Below are 26,107 nucleotides of genomic sequence, written 5' to 3'. Positions count from 1 at the left end.
ATATGGGCGTCCTTTCACTCTTGGTAAGCAAAGCCACTGCCTCAGCGGTTCGGCGTTTCCAATCACACTTCGTCTTTCCCTCGTGTTCTTGGACGCCTATCGTATGGGCAGTGCTAATGCTCACTGCGTCGCTTCGCTCCTAGTAAGCAAAGCAACAGCTTCGACATGCGCTGTCATAGGGAACATGTCTACAGGTTGTACTTCTTGTAGTTCATAGCCGTAGTGTGTTAGTATTTCAATGTCTCGTGCCATGGTTGCAGGATTACAGGATACGTAGACAATACGTTTTGGTTCCATACCCGCCGCAGAGGTTAGTACTTCTTCTTTACAGCCCGCCCGGATTGGATCGAATACGATAACGTCAGGTCGTACGCCTGCTTTGTAAAGTTTTGGCATTTCTACGGCCGCATCGGCAACGATAAACTCTGTATTATCATAGCCATTGCGTTGGGCGTTTTCACGAGCATTGATAATAGCAGGTTCTACGATTTCAATACCGATAACATGTTTTGCCTTATGTGCCAAGAATAGTGAAATAGTGCCTGTACCACAGTACGCATCAATAACTGTTTCATTTCCTTTTAGATCCGCATAAGCTAGCGCTTGGTCATACAGCACCGTAGTTTGTTCAGGATTAACTTGGAAAAAGGAATGTGGAGATAAGGTAAACCGTAAATCCTTGATATGGTCTGTAATCGTTCCATCCCCATAGAGAACAGTATTTTTAGGCCCTAATATAACATTAGTACGCTTCCCATTTACATTATGAACAATGGTTTCCACTTGGGGAACTCGTTCAGTTAATTTTTCAACCCACTTCTCTTGATGTGGCAAGTGTTCTGTCGCGGTTACAAGGATAATCATCCATCCAGATTGTCCAATGCGACCGATTACATGACGTAGCACACCTTTACCAGTATGTTCATCATAAGGCTCAATATCAAATTCTTTAGCAATTTGGTAGCAAGCTTGAGCAATGATATTATTACCTTCATCTTGAATGGGACAATTCGTACCTTGCACAATATCATGTGATCCCATCGCATAGAATCCCATTTGAATATTCCCTTTAGTCCCACCCACAGGCATTTGCATCTTATTACGATACGCCCATGGTTCTTTAGGTCCCAATGCTGGTTTTACAAGTTCTGGATTTTGATGACCAATGCGTTCGATAACGTCCTTCACCTTTTGTGTTTTTAGTGAAAGCTGGCCTTCATAGGTAATGTGTTGCAACTGACATCCACCACAAAAGCCATAGAGATCACAGCGCGGATCGATACGATTAGGAGCCATGGTAACAATTTCTAACAGACGCCCTGTAGCATAAGTCTTTTTCACCATATTGATGGATACTTTCACGGTTTCCCCAGGCAAGGCAAAGGGAACAAAAACCGTAAAGTCATCTACACGACCTACACCTTCACCACTACTACCGATACCATGAATAGTAACTAATACTTCATCACCTAACTTAACTGGAGCATTGAGTATGGCCTGTTGCTTCTTAGATAATGTACTAGTAACTGATTGACCTGTATTCGCACGATTACCATTTCTACGTTGTTGTTTAGATTTCTTTTTACGAGATGTACAACTTGTACCGTTCATTACGAGTCTCTTTTCTTCCAAATTTTAATCATGCCAGTTACGATAAGTACGAAGAATACAGTGCCAAATTTCACGAGCAATTCTTCACCTTGAATATATGGCATAAGAAGTGGATCTTCCACAATCATTTCACCAGCAACCCAACCTAATAACGCACCACCAGCCCAAAGAATGACAGGAAACTTATTGATGATACGAGCAAATAGTGTGGAGCAGAACACAATGATGGGAACAGTAATCAACATACCAACAATAACGAGCTCTAAATGTCCTTTAGCGGCACCAACTACGCCAATTACATTATCGATACTCATCATCGCATCAGCCACAATGATTGTCCAAATGGCTCCCATTAAGGAATTCTTAGCTTCGATATGTGCCTCTTCATCTCCGCCTTTTAAGAGTTGAATGGCAATCCATACAAGTACAAGGCCACCACCTAAGTGAATAAGAGGAATTAAAGTAAGTGCTTCCACTAAAAGAGTGGCAAATACAAGGCGCATTCCAATAGCCCCTACTGTACCCCAGATAACGGCTTTCTTTTGTAATTCTGGCGCCAATTTACCCGCTGCCATACCAATAACGACGGCATTATCTCCTGCCAATAAAATATCGATCAAAATAATTTTGCTAATCGTTATCCACGTTGCAGCTTCTAAAAATTCCATTCTATACTTACCTCAATTCACTCTGCTAATTCAATAACTATCCCTTAACTATACCACAAATTCTCTATTTTCTCATCTAAAAGAAAGCTCTTAGATTACCACTGTTATTCTTAAGATTAGCCTATAAGGTTCTTTATAATGGCTATACTTTTACGAAAAAATATCTCTCCTCCTATGACTAGAAGAAGAGATTTATTACATTATTTTTTAAGTTTCTTAGCTAACAAAGATGCCCCTACTACGAGGATAACAGCTCCGACTTTGATGAGTAATGCATACGGTTCTACGGTATGTGAAATTAATTTATCTTCCACACTCATCGCTGCACCCACCCAGGCAAGGATACCGCCACCAACGTAAAGGATGATTGGAAAGCGTTCGATCACTTTTACAAATAAAGTACTACCATAAATGATAATAGGTACTGTAATAAGCATACCAATAGCAACTAATGTCATATCACCACCAGCGGCACCAACTACACCAATAACATTATCAATACCCATAATTCCATCTGCAATAACAATGGTCATGATAGCAGCGCGCAAGTTATCTTTAGCCTCAATATTGTGCTCGCTTTCATCATCAACAACAAGCTTGTAACCGATCCATAAAAGAAGGATACCACCTACTAAACGTAAAGCAGGAATATTGTTCAATGCCTCTACAAATAGGAATGCCATAACAAGACGTAAAATAATGGCGCCAGCTGTGCCCCAGAAAATCGCCTTCTTCTGTAAATTTGCGGGTAAGTTGCGAGCCGCCATACCAATAACAATGGCATTATCACCAGCTAATAAAATATCAATAACGATGATTTGAAGCATCGCCAATAATCCTTGTACAGTTAAGATGTCCAATGTATCCTCCTTAGAATAAAATAACAGTGTATATATTATAATCGATATAGTAAGGTAGTGTAAAATTCAATTATCAACATATATATACGTTTTTATCATAACTCTATCTTATTAAATAAGATAGTTTATATAAGCTCATTTCTCCCCTTACATAATCATAATATGGGCTCTATTTCTTTATATATTTAATTCCTTTTTTTCTTAGGTTTTGGCTATTAAATTAAGCTACTTTATGGTATGGTATAGTATATCGTTACTAGGGAGGTTAGTATGTATCAAACATATTCTATACTGCAAAAATTATGGTTGTTCATAAAACTATTTACTCCAATGTGCATCACTCAATTTTCCCTGATTGGGGCTACCTTCATCGCCATCTTTTTAACGGGGCAATATAGTACGACTGATTTAGCTGGTGTCGCTACGGGATATAATTTGTGGCTCCTCTTCTATATCTTTGCACAAGGTACATTAATGGGTATCACGCCAATCATTTCTCAACTATTAGGAGCTAAGAAAACAGATGATATTCCAATAATCTTTCATCAAGGCCTTTTCATCGGTACAGGACTAGCATTTTTAATTTTATTAATTGGTATATTCGGCTTACGCCCTTTATTGACATATTTAAATCTTGAACCCGCTGCCACCGAGGTATGTATTAGTTATCTGAAAGCCTTTGCACTTGGTTTATTCCCATTACTCTGGGTAAATACCTTGCGTAATACAGTCGATTCTCACGGATTGACGCATTACTCCATGGCCATTGTCTTTACAAGCTTTGTGATTAACGTATTCTTAAACTACGCACTCATCTTTGGACATTACGGCTTTCCTGAAATTGGTGGCGTTGGAGCTGGCTACGGTATTGCTGGTGCCTGTTGGACGAACTTTATTCTATTTAGCTTAGTCATTCTATTGCATCCTAAGTTAAAAGGCTATCGCATCTATAAAGATTTCCATAGTCCTAATTTCCACTATATCCGTGAACAATTACAAGTTGGTATTCCCATAGGTTTTTCCATCTTCTTTGAAGCTAGTATCTTTAGCATTGCTGGTCTCTTAATGGTTCACTTTGGATCTGCTGTAGTAGCAGCTCATCAATCGGTTATTTCCTTTACTAATGTATTCTACTGCTTACCATTAAGCATTGCCATGTCTTCTACCATTGCCGTTGCTTATGAACTCGGTGCAGGGCGAAAAAAGGAAGCCATTCAATACTCTTATATTTCTCGTGTATTGGCCATCATCATAGCCGTTCTCATTTGCGCCTTTACGTTCACTCATATGGATAATATTGCTGATCTATTTACCAATGATGATGAAGTATATGAGCTTATTTATCACTTCCTTGGGTATGGCGTATTTTTTGCTGCCATCGATGCCATAGGTACTCCATTACAAGGTATTCTAAGAGCCTACAAGGATGTTAAAGTAGTTCTTTACATCTCACTCATTTCCTATTGGGGTGTATGTTTTCCAACAGCTTATACCCTTGCTAAAAATCCTAATTATGGACCATTTGGCGTATGGATTGGCTTACTCTCTAGCGTACTAGTAGCAGGTATATTATTCACATGGCGTACATGGTACATTCAACGTAAACAAAACTAAATAACAGTTAATACAGTAAAAGAGCATCTTATGTAAGATGCTCTTTTTTATTTCAGTATATCTTGTTTTTCTACTTTGGACATACGGAAGAAATTATATAGTGTTTCTGCCGTCTTATAATTCATAGATTCTACATTTGCTAGTTCATCAATAGATGCCTCTTTCATGGCCTCTAAACTATTAAAGTGAGCCCATAAGGCCTTACGGCGTTTAGGACCGATGCCTTCAATATGATCTAGAATAGATTCAAGATTTCGCTTGCCCCGCAACTTACGGTGATAAGTAATGGCAAAACGATGGGCTTCATCACGAATTTGTTGGAGTAATTGAAGTTCCGGCGTGTGATGACTCAAAATGATACTTTCAGATTGCCCTTCTACAAAGACCTCTTCAATACGCTTAGCCAAAGAGATAACTGGCACATCAGTAACACCTACTGCACGAATCAACGGCAAAGCTGCATTGAGCTGACCTTTACCACCATCGATAATAATGAGGTCTGGCATAGGCCAATCTGTTTCATTACCATAGCGTCGTTCCATAATTTCAGCCATAGACTTAAAGTCATCAGATTTACCTTGCGTAGTTTTCAATTTAAAACGACGATATTCCTTTTTCGCTGGCTTGCCACCTTCAAAGACAACCATGGACGCCACGGTTTCAGAGCCTTGTGTATGGGAGATATCGAAACATTCCATGCGTTCCGGTAAGCGTGGTAAGTCGAGAATCTCGGCTAGCTTCTTAATCGCTCCGCCAGTCTTATCGATTTGGTGCTGCCACTGACGGCGACGTTCTTCAAGGAAGGTTTCCGCATTTTCATGCGCCATCTTAATCATATCCATCTTATAGCCACGTTGTGGCACAGATACATCTACATGTTGACCTTTGAGCTGTGTAAACCATTCTGTTAATAAGTCTCTATCTGTACTCTCCATAGGTAGTAACAACTCTTTAGGAATAAAGTTTGTATCTCCATAGTATTGCTTGATAAAGTCTGTCATAATGGTTTCTGAACTATCGCCATCATGTTGCACAAAGTAATTCTCACGGCCTAACAGACGACCACCGCGGATGAATAGCAACTGTACACAGGCCATCGATGTATCTACAGCCAATCCTAAGACGTCTAAATCGCCACGTTGAGTAACCATGCGTTGCTTTTCTTGTATCTTTTCAATGCTAGACAATTGATCACGATAACGTGCAGCATCTTCAAAGCGCAAATCTTCTGCAGCAGCCTCCATCTTTGATTTAATTTCCTTTAGCAATGGTATAGGTTTACCTTCAAAAAGTTCTATGATTTCGTCAATATACTTCCGATAATCGGGTACCGATATTTTATTAAAACACGGCGCCTCGCAGTAATGCATATGATACTGTAAGCATGGGCGTTCTACCTTCATAGACTTACAGGTACGCAATGGATAGTACTGTCGTATTAATTTCAGTACCACATGAACAGATGTGACATCTGTAAAAGGGCCAAAGTACTTGGCTCCGTCCCGCTCTAAACGACGCGTCATATATACGCGTGGGTAATCCTCTTGCACAGAGACTTTTACATATGGGTATGTCTTATCATCACGAAGTCTAATGTTATATTTCGGTTCATGCTCCTTGATAAGTGTATTCTCCAAGATGAGCGCTTCCATCTCCGTTTTTGTTTGAATGACTTCCACATCGACGGCTCGTTTCATCATGGCCGTAACCTTTGGTGCGCGATTTGCATCGTTACGCACATAGGAACGCACACGATTTCGCAAGTTAATAGCCTTACCTACATAAATAATTCGGTTATATTGATCACGCCACAAATATACGCCTGGTGTAGTTGGCAAATGGCTAACCTTTTCCAGTAATTCTTCAGACGGCATATTTCCTCCTTTCCTTGTAGATTTTTAGATGTTTTATTTCTTATTTTTTGCAGCTTTCATAAATTTCTTAGTCTGTTCCAATACAGGACCTAAGAATTTCCCGGTATAGCTTTCTTTCACCTTAACAATTTCCTCAGGCGTACCAATTGCCACGATAGTGCCTCCGCGATTACCACCTTCAGGACCAAGATCAATAATGTGATCAGCCATCTTAATAACATCTAAATTATGTTCGATAACGACAACTGTATCGCCACCCTCTACGAGTTGTTGCAATACGTGTAATAACTTGCGAATATCCTCGGCGTGAAGACCTGTAGTAGGTTCATCTAGGATGTATAGCGTTTTACCTGTGCTGCGACGAGCTAATTCAGTAGCTAATTTAACGCGTTGTGCTTCACCACCAGATAAGGTTGTTGCGGCTTGACCTAAACGAATATAGCCAAGACCCACCTCTTGCAAGGTAACCATTTTACGATTGATCTTCGGAATAGCGCTGAAGAACTCAACCGCATCATCTACCGTCATATCTAGTACATCTGCAATAGATTTACCTTTGTATTTAACCTCTAAGGTTTCTCGGTTATAACGGGCTCCCTTACAAACCTCACAAGGTACATACACATCTGGTAAGAAGTGCATTTCAATTTTAATGATACCGTCACCACGACAAGCTTCACAACGGCCACCTTTTACGTTAAAGCTAAAGCGCCCTTGTTTGTAACCGCGCATCTTTGCTTCCGGTGTTTGACTATATAGTTCGCGTATGGCATCAAATACACCTGTATATGTAGCTGGATTGGAACGAGGTGTACGTCCGATAGGGCTTTGATCAATATTGATGATTTTATCGATATGTTCAAGACCACGGATTTCTTTATGAGCCCCTACTTTGTGGTTAGAGCGATATAATTGATTAGCTAAACCTTTGTAGAGAATTTCATTAATCAAGGTAGACTTACCAGAACCGCTGACACCAGTAACAACATTAAACAAGCCAATAGGAAATTTTACATTTACATTTTGTAAATTGTTTTCCTTAGCACCGCGAATTTCAATGCAGTTCTTACCTGGTTTACGGCGTTCTTCCGGAAGAGCAATAAATTTACGACCACTCAAATACTGACCAGTAATAGAGTCTTTTACCTTCATAACTTCGTCAACAGAACCAGCGGCAATAATTTGACCGCCATGCTCACCTGCACCTGGACCAATGTCCACGAGATAGTCAGCCGCACGCATCGTATCTTCGTCGTGTTCTACAACGAGCAAGGTATTACCTAAGTCCCGCAAGCCTTTTAAGGTATCGATAAGTCGATCATTATCTCGTTGATGTAGACCTATGGACGGTTCGTCTAGGATGTACAATACACCTACCAAACCAGAGCCGATTTGCGTAGCTAGACGAATACGCTGTGCTTCACCACCAGATAATGTGCCTGCACTACGGTTCATTGTTAGGTAATCGAGACCTACATTATTAAGGAAACCTAGACGAGCATTGATTTCCTTTAAAATTTGAGCACCAATCACTTGTTCACGTTCAGTTAACTGTAGATTACCAAAGAAATCGAGTGCTTCTTTAATAGTTAACTGCGTTACTTCGTTGATATTCTTATCCCCTACAGTAATAGCTAATACTTCAGGTTTAAGACGAGCCCCATGACATGTAGTACACGGCTTAATAGACATAAACTTTTCAAATTCTTCACGCATAGAGTCTGTAGAGGCTTCACTATGACGGCGCTTAACCATCGGTAAAATACCTTCGTACTCAGTAAAGAATTCCTTTATCTCACCTCTCATATTTTCATAGGTGAAACTTACCTTATCCGTCGTACCGTACATCACCTTTTTCTGTAATGCTTTCGGCAATTCATCATAGGTGGAGTCTAAGGAATATCCATTAGCTTTTAATAGACCTTCTACTTGACGCATAAACCAAGCATTAGGATTGGAGCTCAAGGCTTGCACGCAACCATCGGCAAAGCTAATAGATCCATCTGGAATAATGCGCTCCTCATCAACCTCCATAGTAGAACCAATCCCTAAACAAGATGGACACGCACCAAACGGACTATTAAAAGAGAACATACGCGGTTCAATTTTAGGTAATGAAATATGACAATCTGGGCACGCAAAATGTTGGCTATACATGTGTTCAGGTCCGTCTACCTCTTGAATCACAACGATGCCTTCTGCCCATTTTGAAGCGGTCTCCATAGAGTCAGCCAACCGAGATTCAATGCCTTCTTTTACAACGAGACGGTCCACAACGATATCGATGGAATGCTTCTTATTTTTCTCTAATACAATTTCTTCGTCCAAGGTACGCACTACACCGTCTACTCGAGCACGAACAAAGCCTTCTTTGCGAAGTTGTTCAAACACCGATTTATGTTCCCCTTTTTTACCTTGAATCATAGGGGCCAGCACTAAAATCTTTGAACCTTCGGGAAAGCTCATTACATCGTCGGTCATTTGTTGTATTGTTTGCTGGGTAATAGGCTTACCACATTCTGGACAGTGTGCATGACCTACGCGTGCAAATAAGAGACGTAAATAGTCGTAAATCTCCGTTACGGTACCAACCGTAGAACGAGGGTTGCGACTCGTCGTCTTTTGGTCGATAGAAATGGCGGGAGATAAACCTTCAATATAATCGACATCGGGTTTATCCATTTGTCCCAAAAATTGACGTGCATACGCAGACAGGGACTCAACATAACGTCGTTGTCCTTCTGCGTAAATCGTATCAAATGCTAGGGATGATTTACCAGAACCACTGAGGCCAGTTAAGACGATAAACTGATCACGTGGCAAGGATATATCAATATTTTTTAGGTTATGCTGACGCGCACCTTTTACAATCAATTGATCTTTCATTATCTTTCCTATTTAAAGAGATGATACCAAACGGCATCATCTCTCCGATTACTAACATGAAATAATATATGTATATTATCGCACATATAGTCTATATAATCTATGTGTTTTCTTACAATCTTTTAAAATTGCTCTTAAGATTTACTTTTTGGACTCGTCCGCTTTCTAGATTTGGTAGAAGCAGGCTTCTTCAACTTGCTATCTCCTGCACTATGCATATCGGACCATTGTTGACGTAATACGCCCAATTGATCACGTAATTTAGCAGCGGATTCAAATTCAAGCTGCTTGGCGGCGGCCTTCATTTGACGATCTAGCTCTTCAATCTTATTGTACAATTCTTCCGGTGTTATATCTGCCACCTTAGGTGCTGATGTATCTTGAACATATGATTCGTGTCCATGGTCCATGCCCTCTGAGGATTTTTTTTGTTTTCCTTTTTTCGGTGAAAGTCCCTTTCCCTCGGTAACCATATCTTCTTCGATTTTCGTTAATTCGATAAGCTCTTTTACATCTTTAGATACAGATTTAGGCGTGATATTATGTTCAATATTATAAGCCTCTTGCACGGCACGACGACGATCGGTTTCATCGATAGCTCGTTGCATGGAACCTGTTACACGATCTGCGTACATGATAACATGACCATTCACATTACGAGCCGCACGACCTATAGTTTGAATCATGGCCGTATCGGAACGCAAGAAACCTTCCTTATCCGCATCTAAGATAGCAACCAAGGAAACCTCTGGCATATCGAGACCTTCACGAAGCAAGTTAATACCAACTAATACATCGAATACGCCAGCCCGCAAATCACGAATGATTTCAGCCCGCTCAATAGTAACAATATCGGAATGAAGGTAACGAACTCGTACGCCCATTTCCTTCAAAAATTCCGTTAAGTCCTCAGCCATCTTCTTCGTCAATGTCGTAACAAGAACCCGTTCATTCTTGGCAGCTCGTTTGTGAATTTCTCCAAGCAAGTCATCCATTTGCCCCTTAATAGGACGAATTTCTATAGATGGATCTAATAGGCCCGTAGGACGAATGATTTGCTCTGCAATATTCGTTTCTACTTCCATTTCGTATGGGCCAGGTGTAGCCGATACGTATACAATTTGATTGATACGCTCTACAAATTCATCGAATTGAAGAGGTCTATTATCTAATGCAGAAGGAAGACGGAAACCGTATTCGATAAGAGATTCTTTACGGGCACGGTCACCATTATACATAGCACGAATTTGAGGCATCGTCACATGCGATTCGTCCACCATGATGAGGAAATCATCTGGGAAATAATCAATCAATGTAAACGGTGCTTCCCCAGCCTTACGTTCAGACATATGACGGGAATAGTTTTCGATGCCCGAGCAATAGCCCATTTCTTGCATCATTTCTATATCGTAACGGGTACGCTGTTCTAAGCGCTGAGCCTCCAATAGACGGTCAGCAGCTTTTAACTTCGCCAACTGCTCATCTAATTCGGCTTCAATACGCTCTACAGCAATATTCATCTTCTCTTTCGTCGTTACATAGTGAGATGCTGGATAGACAGCAACGTGTTTTCTTTCCGCAATAACTTCACCCGTCAAGGAATCTACCTCTACGAGGCGGTCGATTTCATCACCAAAGAGCTCCACACGAATGGCTCTTTCACTATAAGCGGCAGGGAAAATATCAATTGTATCCCCTTGTACACGGAAGGTACCGCGGATAAAGTTCATATCATTTCTCGTATATTGAATATCTACGAGTTTAGATAAGATTTCATCGCGCGATTTAGTTTGACCTAAGCGCAAGGACAATACAAGATCAGAATAGTCCTCAGGGTCACCTAAGCCATAAATACAGCTAACAGAGGCAACGATAATGACATCGCGGCGCTCAAAAAGGCTCATCGTAGCACTATGTCGCAGTTTATCGATTTCATCATTAATAGACGCATCCTTCTCGATATATGTATCACTAGAAGGAATATAGGCCTCCGGTTGATAAAAATCGTAGTAAGATACAAAGTATTCTACCGCATTATTTGGAAAGAAACTTTTAAATTCACTACATAATTGAGCCGCCAAGGTTTTATTATGAGCAATGATCAAGGTCGGCTTTTGAACTGCTTCAATAACCTTAGCCATTGTAAAAGTCTTACCAGTACCAGTGGCACCGAGCAAAACTTGCGCCCATTCACCACGTTCAATACCTTCTGTTAAAGATTGAATCGCGGTAGGTTGGTCACCTGTAGGCGTAAAGGGCGCCTCCACTTTAAATGGTTGGCCCCCCTCGTAATTATATGTACTATGCTTCATTACTGTTCATCCTGATGTTTACGGATGGCTTTCATTTCTTCATCCGTCAAACGACGACCTACATTTTCCGCTTGATTCAACGTATCCTCACCTTCTAAGACTTCGATGAGCATAGCAATAGAAAAGCGATCTAGTGTAGGTGTGGTCTTCTGGATTTCATCAGCCATCATCCAATCTGATTCAGTATAGTTATTAATACGTTCTGTAATTTCTTCCCAGTTTGAAAGTAGCAATCTCGTAATGGGGCGATATAGTTCAATACCGAAGTACTCGATTAAGCTAACTATCTTATTCATATTTTCTAGGCTAACATTACATTCATTTTTTTTATTTTCAGATTCTACATATTCAAGTAAGAATTCCCGGTTATATTTATTTGTCACCTTGAATCATTCCTTTATTAAATAGTGCATTAGCAAATTCTTTTGCATTAAATGGACGCAAGTCATCCATACCTTCGCCAACGCCAATCCAGCGTACGGGTACGCCCAGTTCCTCTTTAATAGAGATAACTACGCCGCCTTTTGCTGTACCATCTAGTTTAGTTACTACAATACCATTTACTGGTACAGCTTGACCAAATAATTTAGCTTGGCTTACTGCATTTTGACCCGTAGTACCATCTAAAACGAGCAATGTTTGATGCGGCGCACCTTCTACGTGGTTATTCGCTACGCGCCCCATCTTTTTAAGCTCTTCCATAAGGTTAACCTTAGTATGTAGACGACCAGCCGTATCTACGATAACAAGGTCTGCATTACGAGCTTTCGCAGCTTCCATTGCATCATATACAACGGCAGCAGGGTCTGCGCCTTCTTTATGTTTAACAATCGGCACACCAACGCGATCAGCCCAAATGGATAATTGGTCAGCTGCAGCGGCACGGAATGTATCACCTGCAGCAATGATAACCTTTTTACCTTCTTTAGTATAATAGTTAGCCAATTTAGCGATTGTCGTTGTTTTACCAACACCATTTACACCAACTACGAGGATAACCTCAGGATGGTGCAAAGTAATTTCATCTTCTTGATCGATGAGCATTTCCGTGATGCGGTCTTCCATAAACGGCATTACATCGCCTGTATGATTGATGATACCTTCTGTTACACCACGACGAATTTCTTTCATCAAGTATTCTGTCGTCTTAGGGCCTAGATCACTAGTAAGCATAACTGCTTCTAAATCATCTAAAAAATCATCATCGATTTGCGCATAACCAATAACGATGCTTTCTACATTTTTTACAAAAGACTTACGAGTTTTCTCTAAACCGTCTTTAATTCTATCAAAGAATCCAAATGCCATTATGCTAGATCCTCCTTCACATCTTCAAATGCTACTGTTAATAATCGCGATACACCGCGTTCCACCATGGTTACCCCTTGAAGTACTTCGGCAGCTTCCATCGTCTTTTTACGGTGAGATACAACGATAAATTGTGTTTCTTTATTTATTCGATTTAAGTAAGAGCTAAATCGTTCAACATTAGCTTCGTCAAGCGCCGCGTCAACTTCGTCAAGCACACAGAACGGAGCTGGACGATAGTCAAGGAATGAGAACAATAAAGCGATAACCGTAAGAGCACGCTCACCACCCGATAAAAGTGTCAATTGTTGACGCTTTTTCCCTGGTGGTTGAATGTAGAAGTCGATACCACCCGTCAAGATATTATCTGGATCAGTAAGTACAATTTGCGCAGTACCACCGCCAAACAATTGGCTGAATACTTCTTGGAATCTACGGCCTACCACATCCAATACATCATATAGCTGTGTACTCATCGCCTTATCCATTTCGGCAATAACCGCCTGTAATTGCGCCTTTGCCGTATCTAAATCAGCTAATTGTGTGGTTAAGAAATCATAGCGTTCTTTAGTCTCTTCGTATTCCTCAACGGCATTTGGATTGACTGGACCCAATTCGGCAATTTCGGCTATCAAACGAGCTTGCTCATCCTTCCAATCGCTAACGGAGCCTTCAATGCGAAGGACTTGAGCATCTTCCAAAGTAAAGCCTAGCTCTTGTAATTCTTCTACAAAGCGCTCACAGTCCATGCGATGACGTGTAATTTTACCTTCCATATCAACAAGGCGACCTTGCACCACTTTGTAGCGTTGATTCAATCGGTCTTGCTCACTGAGGATAGATTCCATTTCCTCGCGCCCCGTAGATGTTTTATCATAAGCTTCATCGCGAAGGGCACGTAATCGTTCAACCTCAGCCGTAGCAGAGGTCAACTCTTGTTCTGCAACTTCCTGAGCCAGAGGGATATCCTCTTCATAGCGTTGTGTAGTACTAACTAACAAATTACGAAGTGGTGTTAAACGCTCAATAATACTAGAAATAGACTGATTACGCTGTTCACGTTGTGATTCCCGTTCCTGAATGGTATGTCGCAAGGTATCACAAGTAAGGCGAGCTTCTGTAAAAGCTTCATACGCCTCTTGTTGCACCTTTTGCAACACGGTTAATCGACCCATCAACGCCCCTTGATTACCATCCATACCATGATCCTCTTGCAAGGAAGCTAATGCTGTTTCTTGATCTTTCAAGTTAGCTGTTGTAGTAGCCAAATCAATATCAATTTGTACTAAACGTTGCTCTTCTTCATGGAGAACACGTTTCTTACGATCCAGCTGATTTTGTATATTTTGTACCTTTGTTTCACTAGCCACATAGAGTAAGTTCGTATGTTGATAGCTTTCATCAAGAGTCGCTTGATCCTTTTCAGTCTCTTCAACCCGTTTTTCAAGGCTTTCTAAGTTAGCTATTAAGGAGCGAATTTGTTCTTCAATTTGTACCAGTTCTTGTTCAAGACTAGCAGCCTCTTCCTTGCGGCTCAATACAGAAGCACGCTTACGTTTTGTGGCACCACCGGTTAGAGAACCACCAGGTTGAAATTGTTCCCCTGTAAGAGTTACGATGCGCAATTGCTGATTGTATTTTTTCTGTAATCCAATGGCATCATCCATGGAAGACACTACCAAGGTGCGCCCCAATAAGTATTGGAAAATATGGGCGTATTTATTATCAAAAGAAATACAATCAACAGCAGTGCCTAATACACAGCTTTCATGTAAAGCCGGTGTATCATATGGTTTACCTTTAACAGAATCCATCGGCAAGAAGGTTACGCGACCACCTTGGATAGATTTCAAATAATTGACACCCTCCGCAGCAGCGCGAGCTGTAGTAGTTACAACGTGGTTAACACTACCGCCTAAGGCCGTTTCGATAGCCGTAGTATATTTCTCCTCTACCGTAAAGAGATCGCCAACAGCGCCCGTGATCTGTTCGCGCCAAGAACCTTTACCATTGAGGATGTTCTTTGTGCCTTCTAAGTAACCTTCGTGCTGTTCCTCCCACTGTGCTAATAGTTCTAATCGACCTTTTGCACGTTGTTCTTGAGTGCGCAGCTTTTGTAATTCCTTACGCTCTTCACGCGCTTTTATGACCGCATCCTTAGCATCATCAACGAGGGCTTGTCGTTGAGCAGATAAGGCATTAAACTTTTGACCTAGCGCTTCAAATTCAGAACGAGCGACTTGTAGTTCACTATCTACCTGTGCTATTTCAGATTCTAGAATAGCACATTGATTTTTACTTTCCCCCTTGCGAGCTTCTAAGCTCCGAATACTAGCCTTAGCCGTTTCAATAGCACTCACAACTTCTAATTGACGTTTCTCAAAAGCCTCTCGATTGGATTGCAAGGATTGGAACTTAGCTTGTTCTGACCTTACATCTTCAACAGCCTTTTTGTAACTCGCTTCTAATTCTTCTAGATTAGACTCTTTTTCTACTAATTGAGCACTTTCATCTTGAATCAATTGATTTAAGATGCACAATTGTTGCTCCTCGCCCTTTTGCGTAGCCTCTAGCTCGCTAATGCGCATAGACGTTTCATCTAATTCACGGCGCGCTGTTTTTAGTTGCTCTTCTAAGAGACGTAAATGACCAGATAAGCGTTCTTCATCGCGTTGCTTTTCAGTATATTGAGCCTCCCACAACTTAAGCTGTTCCTGCTCTTTTGACGAGGACGATTGCAATTCGTGACGACGAGCCTCTAATTTAGACAATTCAGTTTGAAGCTCAATTTCTTCATCTTTAAAGGCAATATTATCGTTTTCAAAACGTGTTAAAAGACGATCAGAGGTCTTATAATTGTGGAAGCCTAATGCCCCATCATAATCGCGCTTTGCGCGGCTTAAGGTCATATATTTTTTAGTCTTTTCCGCTTTTTCAGACAAAGGTCCTAATTGCTCTTCAATGGTAGCCATTACGTCTCGTACACGCTCCATATTACGATCTGTACTGGCAATACGACGCAATGCATCTTCTTTATTGATCTTAAAGCGAGAAATACCTGCTACATCTTCAAAGATAAGGCGCCGTTCTTCAGGTTTAGAATTTAAAATAGCATCAATTCGGTTCTGCCCAATGATAGCCATGGAGTCTCTACCAAGACCGGTATCTGCTAGTAAAAGATGTATGTCCTTTAAACGACAAGATCGCTTATTAATGAGGAACTCACTTTCACCAGTGCGGTATATACGGCGTGTAATGGCTACCTCAGCCATATCTATATCTAATTGTTGGTCACTATTGTCAAACACAAGTGTAACCTCAGCAGCGCTCATAGGTTTGCGCTTTTCCGTACCAGAGAAAATAATATCCTCTGCTTTTTGACCGCGCAAATTACGGACATTGGATTCTCCCAATACCCATTTCATAGCATCCGTAATATTACTTTTACCACTTCCGTTAGGACCAATAACGGCAGTCATTCCTGGTGAGAATTTTACAATCGTTTTATCCGCAAACGATTTAAAGCCCTTTAATTCCAACCGAAGTAATTGCATGACTGCCTCCTTTCTACCAACAACCCTAAATAATCATATCTTTTATTATAACACATATTGCAGGCCATCAATACAGCAACGAACGGTATTTCTCGTGCGTTCTTCACACCATTCAAATGCATACTGCGGATACTGAATCTGAAAGTATTTAACGTTTCGATTATTAAGGCCTCGCACCTTAGATGTTAAGCATCTCGGATAAGAAATAACAATATTATGCTGTACTGCAATACCATTATTCCTAATATAATTTGTTCTATCATTATTAGTGTTATCTATATATCCACTATTATCAGCATTATAAGCACTAACTCCACTAAATCCTAGATTTTCATAAGTAGCGTAGTCAGTTAGATTAAAACAATCGTTACTTAGTGCGTACGTATACTGAGATGCATGCTCATCAATACAACGTTCAATTCGCTGCTTATACTGTTCGTTCACAACCAGCTCCCCCATAGCGGGCTCATATGGCCCCGCTACTAAGCTATTCCTAGAATCTAATTCTTCTGTACTTTGTAAACCCGTGCGAATGACTTCAATGCCATGCTGTTCAAACCAATCTTTTAAAAATGAACAATACTGTATAGCTAGCTCAGTACTTAGTGGTTTATATTCTCCAGCTCTATACTGTTCGGCTAGCTCTGTATTTTCTATAACTAGTACGGGATAGATACGTACAAAATCAGGTCGTAATGCGGCTACTGCAATGGCCGTTTCTATTATGGTTTGCCAAGTCTCTCCTTTTAGTCCCGGTAAAAGTTGAACCCCAACGGTCATATCACGATGTTTTAATCGTGTAACAGCCTCTACTACCTCTTGTGCCGTGTGCCCCCTCTTAGCATCGACTAAAATACCATCATTCATAGACTGCACACCAAGTTCCACAGTTTTTACTCCATAAGACTGTAATAATGTAATCGCTTCATCTCCTACAGCATCGGGCCTTGTAGAACAGCGTATGCCATCAATGAGGCCCTGTTGAAGCATTTCATAGGCAGGCATTAATAATTTATGTTGTAAATCTTTAATAATAGCCGTAAATGATCCACCATAAAAGGCAACCTCCCAAAACTTTTCATTCCGCTTTGTTCCTACATAGTCTTTGATTGTTTGTTGTATATATTCTGGAGTTAGGTGACTAATACCAGATTGGCCTGTAATACGAGATTGATTACAAAATGTACACACATAGGGACAACCTACGTGAGGTATAAAAAAGGGAATCATACCAAATGGTTTCATAGACACCTCCTCTTCTTATGTAAAAATTATTATTCATCTATTATTATATAGATTATTGTTCATCTATCATTATATAGATCATTATTCATCTACCATTATATAGATTATTACTCACATACTATATATTACTCACATACTATTATACAAAAAAAGCGCCATTCGGCGCTTTTCTATTTATCAGCCATCAACTTTTCTAAAGTCAATTGAGCCGCATGTTGTTCTGCAATTTTTTTACTTTTACCAGAGCCGGCCTCGTAAGTAACACCATTAATTTCAACCTCCATATGGAAGGTTTTAGCATGATCGGGACCACTTTCACTGAGCAAATGATAGACAATATGTTTATCCCCATCACGTTGCACATATTCTTGTAATAATGTCTTATAATCTTTGCCCCGCTTACCTTCTAAGGCTTGCATGATATAGGTAGTTAAATGCTTTAAAACAAAGGCCATAGCCGTTTGATAATCTGTAGAAATATAAATGGCACCGATGAGAGACTCAAAGGTATCCGCTAATATAGAGTTTCTATCGTTACCACCGGAAGCGCGTTCTCCATGACCGAGCAATAAATATTGTCCTAGTTGCAAAGAACGACTCACAGATGCTAAAGAATCCTCACACACTGTAGCGGCCTTAATTTTCGTTAAATTACCTTCAGCCATATCTGGATATGTCTTAAATAGGTATTCCCCAATAATAAGATCCAAAACAGCATCGCCTAAAAACTCTAATCGCTGATTGTGATGAATATGCTTTGATTTATGTTCATTCGCATAAGAAGTATGTGTAAAAGCACAATCTATAATGGATATATCTGACACAGGTATGTCTAAACGAGCAACAAGCTCATGAAGAGATTCTTCACGAGCTTGTGTTATCTTACTCTTATGCGTTTCGATAGTAACCATTAAGCTTCATAACGGCGAATGCAAAGTGTACCGTTATGACCACCAAAACCGAAAGAGTTAGAAAGTGCACATTTTACTTGAAGTTCACGTGCGCCTTCACGAACATAGTCCAGATCCAAACCTTCATCAGGATTGTCACAGTTAATTGTAGGGTGAACTTTACCAGTTTCAATCGCCATTGCCATTACGATAGTTTCAATAGCACCAGCAGCCCCCAATAAGTGACCTGTCATGGATTTAGTAGAGTTAACAGCGATATTTTTAGCGTGATCGCCGAACAATTCTTTAATAGCCAATGTTTCATTTTGGTCATTAAGGCCAGTAGATGTACCATGAGCATTGATGTAGTTAACGTCTTTAGGATCAATACCTGCATCTTTAATTGCTAATTCCATACATTTACGAGCTTGAACACCACCTGGAGCTGGTGCAGTGATATGGTAAGCATCACCATTGCTACCATAGCCCACAACTTCAGCATAGATATGCGCACCGCGTGCTTTTGCGTGTTCTAATTCTTCAAGAACTACGATACCAGCACCTTCACCCATTACGAAACCATCACGGTCACGGTCAAATGGACGGGACGCCTTTGTTGGCTCATCATTGCGTGTAGACATAGCTTTCATAGCCGCAAAACCAGCTACAGCAGCCGGAGATACCGCAGCCTCAGTACCACCAGCAAACATCACATCAGCATCTCCACGTTGGATGATACGGAATGCATCGCCAATCGCATTTGTACCAGAAGTACAAGCAGTTACGTCTGTAATAACTGGACCTTTAAGACCAAGGCGAATAGATACGCGTGCAGATGTCATATTTGCAATCATCATAGGTACTGCAAATGGACTTACACGGCCAGGACCTTTTTCGAATAATGTTTCATACACCTCATGGATAGAGTCAATGCCGCCTATACCTGTACCAACTACAGTACCACAGCGATCTAAATCTGCTTTATCTAAATCAAGATCAGCATCTTCACAAGCAAGAACAGCTGCACCGATAGCAAATTCTACAGAACGGTCCATACGACGAGCTTCTTTCTTGTCTACCCCATAGTTTGTAATATCAAAGTCTTTTACTTCACCCGCAATGCGTGTTGCATAGTCAGATGCGTCAAAGCGTGTAATCGGCCCAATACCAGATTGACCTGCCAATAACGCATTGTAGAAGTTCTCTTTACCGATACCTACAGGAGTCACTGCCCCTAAGCCAGTAATTACTACACGTTTTTCCAATTATTCCACCTCTTATAGCTATACAGCCCTTTAAATTAATCAATCTCTGCTACTTGCTGTTTTAATTGAGCAAAGATATCTTTAACTGGCATAATCCTATCGACTTTTCTCATATTATTGCCAGAGAACACCAACCCCGTTTCCACATCACCTTGTTGTGCGCGAGAAAGAGCACGGATAATGCAGAATTTATGGGAACAATGTTTTAAACAGTTATCACACACCGTTGGAGGCGCTACAGTACCATCTAAAACAGATTCAGCAAATTTGTTTTTTATTGCTTGACCAGGCAAACCAACAGGACTTTGAATCAATACTATATCCTCAGGGTTTGTAGCTCGTACATACATTTTTTTCAATTCATCAGATGCATTACATTCATCAGAAGCAGCAAAACGGCTACCCATTTGAACACCACTAGCGCCGATTTTTAACATTTTAACGATATCATGGCCATCTAGAACACCACCAGCAGCAATTACTGGAATGTTTTTTACCGCTGCTACAACTTCGGGAACGATTTCTCGAGCGGAACGATCCGTCCCCAAGTGTCCACCAGCTTCACAGCCTTCTACGATTACAGCTGCAGCACCTAAACCTTCAGAAATGCGAGCTAATTTTGCGGACGAAACAATTGGTACAATAGGAGTACCAGACTCTTTGCCCATTGCGAACATATCTCTTGAAAAACCAGCACCTGCTACTACAAGATCAATGCCTTCTTCGATGGCAGTCTTTACTAAGCCAGCAAATTGAGTTGCTGCTACCATCGCATTTATACCAATAATACCCGTAGGTGATAATTTTCTAGCTAATTGTATTTCGTATCGTAATTCATCGAAAGGCAAGCCCGATGCCGCAATAAGGCCGATACCACCTTCATTTGCAACGGCTGCTGCCAAGCGAGCTGTAGACAATCTAATCGCCATACCACCTTGAATAATAGGTACTTTGGCCACTAGATTCCCAATGCGAAGTTCAGGGAGCTTCACTATCAAATCCTCCTGTAAATAAAACCGGTTGGGAGGCCACTCGGCCTCCCGTTCGGTTGAATTGTTAGCTTTACAGCTTATTTAGCAGAATCAATATATTCTACTGTATCCTTAACGGTTTTAATTTTTTCTGCAACGTCGTCAGGGATTTCAACATTGAATTCTTCTTCAAATGCCATGATCAATTCAACGATATCTAAGGAGTCAGCGCCTAAGTCGTCGATGAATGTAGAATCAATGGTAACTTCAGCTTCATCAACGCCTAATTGTTCCACAACGATTGCTTTAACTTTATCGAAAGTGTTCATTAGTGGTTCACCTCCTTTCAAAGTGTATTTATATATAGTCTAATTTTACAACTACATTACCATGCCACCATCAACATTGATGACTTGACCCGTAATATAATTAGCAAAATCGCTAGCAAGGAATGTTGCTACTGTTGCTACTTCTTCGGCATCAGCCATACGGCCCAACGGAATTTGAGTAACCATAGCTTCTTTAACTTTTTCTGGTAATACATCAGTCATATCTGTATTGATAAAGCCTGGTGCAATAGCATTAACTGTAATACCACGGCTAGCCAATTCTTTAGCACAGGATTTAGTAAAACCAATTACGCCCGCTTTAGAAGCAGCATAGTTAGTTTGACCAGCATTACCTATAACACCAACAACAGATGTCATGTTAATAATATGACCAGAACGTTGTTTCATCATGATTTTAGATACTGCTTTAGTTACCAAGTAAACACCTTTTAAGTTGATATCGATAACAGCATCAAAATCTTCGTCTTTCATTCGCATTAACAAACCGTCACGCGTAATCCCCGCATTATTCACGAGAATATCAATGTGACCAAATTCTTTATGAGCTTCTTCCACCATGGAAGCAACTTCATCAGCATTGGCTACATTAGCTTTAATTTTAATGGCTTTGCGGCCTAACGCTTGTACAGCTTCAACAGTTTCTTGCGCTGCACCTTCGCTACCGCTATAGTTTACAACAACATCAGCACCAGATTGTGCTAGATTGATAGCTACAGCGCGACCAATGCCACGGGATGCGCCAGTTACAATGGCTACTTTACCCTCTAAATGCATTTTATCGAACCCCCTTCAAAAATTCAAGCGTTTTCTCTAAGGATGCAATGTCTTCAACATTGGCTAATTCCATATCTTTGTTAATCTTTTTAGTAAAACCTGTAAGTACTTTCCCAGGCCCCACTTCAACAAAGCGAGTAATACCAAAGTTTACCATTTCAGCTACACAATCTTCCCATAAAACAGGGTTAGCGGCTTGAGTAACTAAGGACTCTTTAATGTCATTGGCATTAGTCAAAATCTTACCAGTAACATTTGCAACTACAGGAATTTGTGCATCACTCACTTGGATCTTATCCAATTCTTCCTTTAACCGAAGAGCCGCGGGTTCCATCAAACGGCTGTGGAATGGAGCACTCACCGGAAGCATTACTGCACGTTTCGCTCCTGCTTCTTTCATTTTTTCAGCTGCTGTTTCCACCGCTGCAGTTTCACCGGCAATAACGATTTGTCCAGGGCAATTGAAGTTAACTGCTTGTACAGAACCTACAGAAGCATTTACTTCTTCACAAATTTCTACAACTTGCTCACGAGGTAATGCCAAAATTGCCGCCATAGCGCCTTTACCCAATGGCACAGCTTCTTGCATATATTCACCGCGTTTATGAACTACATATACTGCGTCTTTAAAGTTCAATACACCGGCTGCTACTAGAGCACTATACTCACCAAGACTATGCCCGCCTACGATATCAGGCGTAAAGCCTTGTTCTTTTAGAATTTCATAACAAGCTACGGATGCAGTCAAAATAGCTGGTTGTGTATTTGCTGTTTTAACGAGCTCTGTATCAGGACCTTCGAAGCATAATTTACTGATGGAATAACCAAGTGCTTCGTCAGCCTCTTCAAAACGTTGTTTTACAATAGGATACGCATTATACAAATCTTGTAACATGCCTACTTTTTGAGAACCTTGACCAGGAAAAACAAATGCCGTTTTCATTAGGGGCCTCCTTATTTACTAAGACCTTGAAGATTCTTAATCACTGTTTCAGCTTCAGTCATGATATCTTTAATGATAGTTTCACATGGTTTAACATCTGTTAACATACCAGAAATTTGACCGATCATTACAGAACCTTCTTTTATATTACCATCAATAGCAGCTAAACGAAGTGTGCCAGCGCCTAATGCTTCCAATTCCTCTTTAGAACCACCACTAAATTCAAGGGATTTATATTTATGAGCTAACGCATTATCTATAATACGTACAGGATGACCTGTTGTTAAGCCAGTCATAACTGTAGCACGATCTTTTGCTTTCAATACAGCATTTTTATAATTTTCATGGGCAATACATTCTTCGGATAATACGAATCGTGTCCCCATTTGTACCGCTTTAGCACCTAATGCAAATGCCGCAGCCATACCACGACCATCTGCAATACCACCAGCAGCAATAACTGGTACATCTACAGCATCAACTACTTGAGGAATTAATGCCATAGTTGTAATATCACCTACGTGACCACCAGACTCTGTACCTTCAGCAATAATTGCATCAATACCGCCACGTAATAAGCGCTTTGCAAGTAATACTGATGCAACTACAGGAATAACTTTTGTACCAATTTCTTTCAAAGCGGGAACATAAACACCAGGATTACCTGCACCTGTAGTGATAACAGGAACACGTTCTTCCACAACTACTTCCATAACCTCTTTTACAAATGGAGACATGAGCATAATATTACAGCCAAAAGGCTTGCTAGTGCGCTCTTTTAATTTATGGATTTCATTACGGAAAATATCAGGAGGCATATGACCAGCACCAATAATCCCAAGGCCACCAGCTTCAGAAACGGCTGCCGCTAATTCTGCAGTACCGAGCCAAGCCATACCACCTTGAAAGATTGGATACTCAATCTGCAATAAATCACAAATGTCAGTCTTAATCATCTTGATGTGTCCTCCTTAATACCATTTCAAGACCAGGCTTGCCCATGTTAGGCCTGCACCAAATCCTGCAAACGCAACATTATCACCGCGTTTGAAACGTCCCTCGCGATTAGCTTCATCAAGTGCAATCGCTACAGACGCGGCAGATGTATTACCATACTTATGTAAATTAACAAAAACTTTTTCCATTGGCAGATGTAAACGTTTGGCTGCCGAATCAATAATACGAATATTCGCTTGATGAGGAATGAAGTAATCTAATTCGTTTAACTCCATACCAGCGCGTTCTAAGGATTTTAAAACCGTACGCCCCATCGTTTTAACGGCAAATTTATATACTTCAGGGCCATCCATATGAATAAATGTTAAGCCCTCTTCTACGCGTTGATCATTTGCCACCACAGCAGTGCCACCTGCAGGAATGCAAAGCGCTGGTCCGCCAGTGCCATCGGCGCCCATGTCAATACCTTTAATGCCATAGCCTTCAGGTACTTCAGATACTACTGCAGCCCCAGCACCATCACCAAAGAGGATACATGTACCACGATCATTCCAGTTTACTCGACGGGAAAGGATTTCCGCCCCCACGACGAGTACTTTTTTATAAATACCAGAACTAATATAACTAGCGGCAGTAATCAATCCATATACAAACCCAGAGCATGCCGCTTGTAAATCATAGGCTGCAGCGTTTTTGGCGCCTAAGTTCGCTTGCAATACACAAGCTGCCGAAGGAATAATCATATCTGGTGTTAAGGTAGCAAAGATAATCATGTCGATTTCCTCTGCAGTGACATTAGCCATTTGCATAGCTTTTTTTGCTGCCTCTGTCGCCATATAGGATGTATTCATACCTTCCGGTGCAATGCGTCGTTCTTCTATACCCGTACGCTCTCTAATCCATTGATCATTGGTATCAACCATTTTTTCAAGATCAAAGTTTGTTACTACATTGTCAGGAAGGAAGCTCCCAGTACCAATGATTCCTACAGGTTTATTCATCATAGTCATACTTTAAGGCTCCTTCAATATCCATCGTTTCTCTTATGTGTTGAATAATTTTACGCTCTACTAAATCACTAGCAATTTCAATAGCAGTTTTTATTTCTTTTGCTTTAGAACTACCATGAGCAATCATGAATACCCCATTAACTCCCAAGAGCGGAGCACCACCATTTTCTGTGTGATCCAAACGTTTTGCCATCTTTTTCAAAGCTGGCTTTACAAGCATAGCTCCTATCTTGGCGAAAATACTTCCTGCCATGATACTATCCTTTACTAATTGCGTAAGACCTGTTACTAAACCTTCCGCAAATTTAAGTACCACATTGCCTACGAAGCCATCACATACGACAACATCAACGGCACCTTTAGGAATATCACGACCTTCAATATTTCCTTTAAAATTGATAGTCTTCATACCCTCCAAAATCGGATACGTCGCCAATACGACATCGTTCCCCTTTGTGGCCTCTTCACCAATATTTAACAATCCTACAGTAGGATTTTCTTTTCCTAATAAAAGCTTAGCGTATTCAGACCCCATTAAAGCACCTTGTACAAGATGTTTAGGTTTACTATTAGAATTTGCACCAGAGTCTAACATAACTGTTATACCACTTACCGTTGGCATTGGAGTTGCAATGACAGGGCGGTCAATGCCCTTAATGCGACCGAGACCAAACAAAGCCGCTGCAACAGCAGCTCCCGTACTCCCCGGAGCAATTACAGCATCACAACGATTATCGCGAACCAACGAAGTAGCGACCACAACAGATGCATCTTTTTTCTTGCGCAATGCTTGACCTGGATGTTCATCCATGCCGATTACCTGGCTAGCATGATGTACAGAAATACGTGGATTCTTAGCTTCATTATTAGCTTCTAATATATCAAAAATTTGCTGCTCATCGCCGACGAGCACCACTTCAATGTGTTGATTTGCTCGTACGGCTTCAATGGATCCAAGTACAGTCTCCATTGGAGCAAAGTCGCCACCCATGGCGTCTATTGCAATTTTCATAAT

The 26,107-nt window shown here is 40.8% G+C and carries 20 protein-coding genes; 1 reads left to right on the top strand and 19 read right to left on the bottom strand.

Features of this window, described 5'->3' with window-relative positions; genetic code table 11:
• Positions 1 to 120: 120 nt before the first annotated feature.
• The 3 genes from rlmD to KH286_RS00565 form a co-directional block, all read right to left on the bottom strand.
• Positions 121 to 1,611: a 23S rRNA (uracil(1939)-C(5))-methyltransferase RlmD gene (gene rlmD / locus KH286_RS00575; RefSeq protein ID WP_278472357.1), complete on the bottom strand. Its 1,491-nt coding sequence runs from the start codon at positions 1,609 to 1,611 to the stop codon at positions 121 to 123.
• Entirely contained in the window at positions 1,611 to 2,279 is a 669-nt protein-coding gene (locus tag KH286_RS00570) for a TerC family protein (protein WP_101928184.1), read from the bottom strand. The genes rlmD and KH286_RS00570 overlap by 1 nt, the downstream gene beginning before the upstream one ends.
• Positions 2,280 to 2,479: 200 nt before the next feature.
• Entirely contained in the window at positions 2,480 to 3,139 is a 660-nt protein-coding gene (locus KH286_RS00565; protein WP_278472361.1) for a TerC family protein, read from the bottom strand.
• Between the two features lie 270 nt (positions 3,140 to 3,409).
• Between KH286_RS00565 and KH286_RS00560 the strand changes: the two genes are divergently transcribed.
• Positions 3,410 to 4,753 (top strand): MATE family efflux transporter, encoded by a 1,344-nt coding sequence (locus KH286_RS00560; RefSeq protein ID WP_101928182.1) that lies wholly within the window; start codon positions 3,410 to 3,412, stop codon positions 4,751 to 4,753.
• A 47-nt stretch (positions 4,754 to 4,800) separates the two neighbouring features.
• On the opposite strand, the gene uvrC is transcribed toward KH286_RS00560, so the two are convergent.
• From uvrC to plsX, 16 genes are all read right to left on the bottom strand, one after another.
• The gene (uvrC, locus tag KH286_RS00555; RefSeq protein WP_101928181.1) at positions 4,801 to 6,627 is read right to left on the bottom strand and encodes an excinuclease ABC subunit UvrC; all 1,827 of its coding nucleotides are present in this window, start codon (positions 6,625 to 6,627) and stop codon (positions 4,801 to 4,803) included.
• Positions 6,628 to 6,660: 33 nt separating this feature from the next.
• Entirely contained in the window at positions 6,661 to 9,513 is a 2,853-nt protein-coding gene (uvrA, locus tag KH286_RS00550; protein WP_278472365.1) for an excinuclease ABC subunit UvrA, read from the bottom strand.
• A 134-nt stretch (positions 9,514 to 9,647) separates the two neighbouring features.
• Positions 9,648 to 11,825: an excinuclease ABC subunit UvrB gene (gene uvrB, locus KH286_RS00545; RefSeq protein WP_004697449.1), complete on the bottom strand. Its 2,178-nt coding sequence runs from the start codon at positions 11,823 to 11,825 to the stop codon at positions 9,648 to 9,650.
• Positions 11,825 to 12,121 (bottom strand): hypothetical protein, encoded by a 297-nt coding sequence (locus tag KH286_RS00540; protein WP_227036835.1) that lies wholly within the window; start codon positions 12,119 to 12,121, stop codon positions 11,825 to 11,827. Before KH286_RS00540 ends, uvrB begins: the two co-directional genes overlap by 1 nt.
• Positions 12,122 to 12,197: 76 nt before the next feature.
• Positions 12,198 to 13,133, bottom strand: coding sequence for a signal recognition particle-docking protein FtsY (gene ftsY, locus KH286_RS00535; protein WP_004693455.1), 936 nt, complete (start codon positions 13,131 to 13,133; stop codon positions 12,198 to 12,200).
• On the bottom strand, positions 13,133 to 16,687 hold the full coding sequence (smc, locus tag KH286_RS00530) for a chromosome segregation protein SMC (protein WP_278472368.1): 3,555 nt from the start codon (positions 16,685 to 16,687) through the stop codon (positions 13,133 to 13,135). The genes ftsY and smc overlap by 1 nt, the downstream gene beginning before the upstream one ends.
• A 45-nt stretch (positions 16,688 to 16,732) precedes the next feature.
• Entirely contained in the window at positions 16,733 to 17,932 is a 1,200-nt protein-coding gene (locus tag KH286_RS00525) for an elongator complex protein 3 (protein ID WP_024061460.1), read from the bottom strand.
• A gap of 170 nt (positions 17,933 to 18,102) precedes the next feature.
• The gene (gene rnc, locus KH286_RS00520) at positions 18,103 to 18,843 is read right to left on the bottom strand and encodes a ribonuclease III (RefSeq protein ID WP_004693448.1); all 741 of its coding nucleotides are present in this window, start codon (positions 18,841 to 18,843) and stop codon (positions 18,103 to 18,105) included.
• Positions 18,843 to 20,087: a beta-ketoacyl-ACP synthase II gene (fabF, locus tag KH286_RS00515; RefSeq protein ID WP_004693446.1), complete on the bottom strand. Its 1,245-nt coding sequence runs from the start codon at positions 20,085 to 20,087 to the stop codon at positions 18,843 to 18,845. The genes rnc and fabF overlap by 1 nt, the downstream gene beginning before the upstream one ends.
• 35 nt (positions 20,088 to 20,122) lie before the next feature.
• Positions 20,123 to 21,079 (bottom strand): NAD(P)H-dependent flavin oxidoreductase, encoded by a 957-nt coding sequence (locus KH286_RS00510; protein ID WP_278472371.1) that lies wholly within the window; start codon positions 21,077 to 21,079, stop codon positions 20,123 to 20,125.
• Positions 21,080 to 21,156: 77 nt separating this feature from the next.
• Complete coding sequence (locus tag KH286_RS00505) at positions 21,157 to 21,387, bottom strand: acyl carrier protein (protein WP_004693441.1); 231 nt, start codon at positions 21,385 to 21,387, stop codon at positions 21,157 to 21,159.
• A gap of 51 nt (positions 21,388 to 21,438) precedes the next feature.
• Complete coding sequence (gene fabG / locus KH286_RS00500; RefSeq protein WP_004693439.1) at positions 21,439 to 22,182, bottom strand: 3-oxoacyl-[acyl-carrier-protein] reductase; 744 nt, start codon at positions 22,180 to 22,182, stop codon at positions 21,439 to 21,441.
• A 1-nt stretch (position 22,183) separates the two neighbouring features.
• Positions 22,184 to 23,125 (bottom strand): ACP S-malonyltransferase, encoded by a 942-nt coding sequence (fabD, locus tag KH286_RS00495; RefSeq protein WP_278472373.1) that lies wholly within the window; start codon positions 23,123 to 23,125, stop codon positions 22,184 to 22,186.
• Between the two features lie 11 nt (positions 23,126 to 23,136).
• Positions 23,137 to 24,081: an enoyl-[acyl-carrier-protein] reductase FabK gene (gene fabK / locus KH286_RS00490; protein WP_004693435.1), complete on the bottom strand. Its 945-nt coding sequence runs from the start codon at positions 24,079 to 24,081 to the stop codon at positions 23,137 to 23,139.
• A gap of 15 nt (positions 24,082 to 24,096) precedes the next feature.
• Positions 24,097 to 25,092, bottom strand: coding sequence for a beta-ketoacyl-ACP synthase III (locus tag KH286_RS00485; protein ID WP_012864189.1), 996 nt, complete (start codon positions 25,090 to 25,092; stop codon positions 24,097 to 24,099).
• Positions 25,076 to 26,104: a phosphate acyltransferase PlsX gene (gene plsX / locus KH286_RS00480; RefSeq protein ID WP_004693432.1), complete on the bottom strand. Its 1,029-nt coding sequence runs from the start codon at positions 26,102 to 26,104 to the stop codon at positions 25,076 to 25,078. The genes KH286_RS00485 and plsX overlap by 17 nt, the downstream gene beginning before the upstream one ends.
• Positions 26,105 to 26,107: the final 3 nt, after the last annotated feature.

Origin of the sequence: Veillonella parvula (genome assembly GCF_018378075.1) — a bacterium.
Taxonomy (GTDB): Bacteria; Bacillota; Negativicutes; order Veillonellales; family Veillonellaceae; genus Veillonella; species Veillonella parvula_K.
The sequence above is the reverse complement of the archived record's forward strand: the minus strand, read 5'-3'. Positions and strand labels throughout refer to the sequence as shown.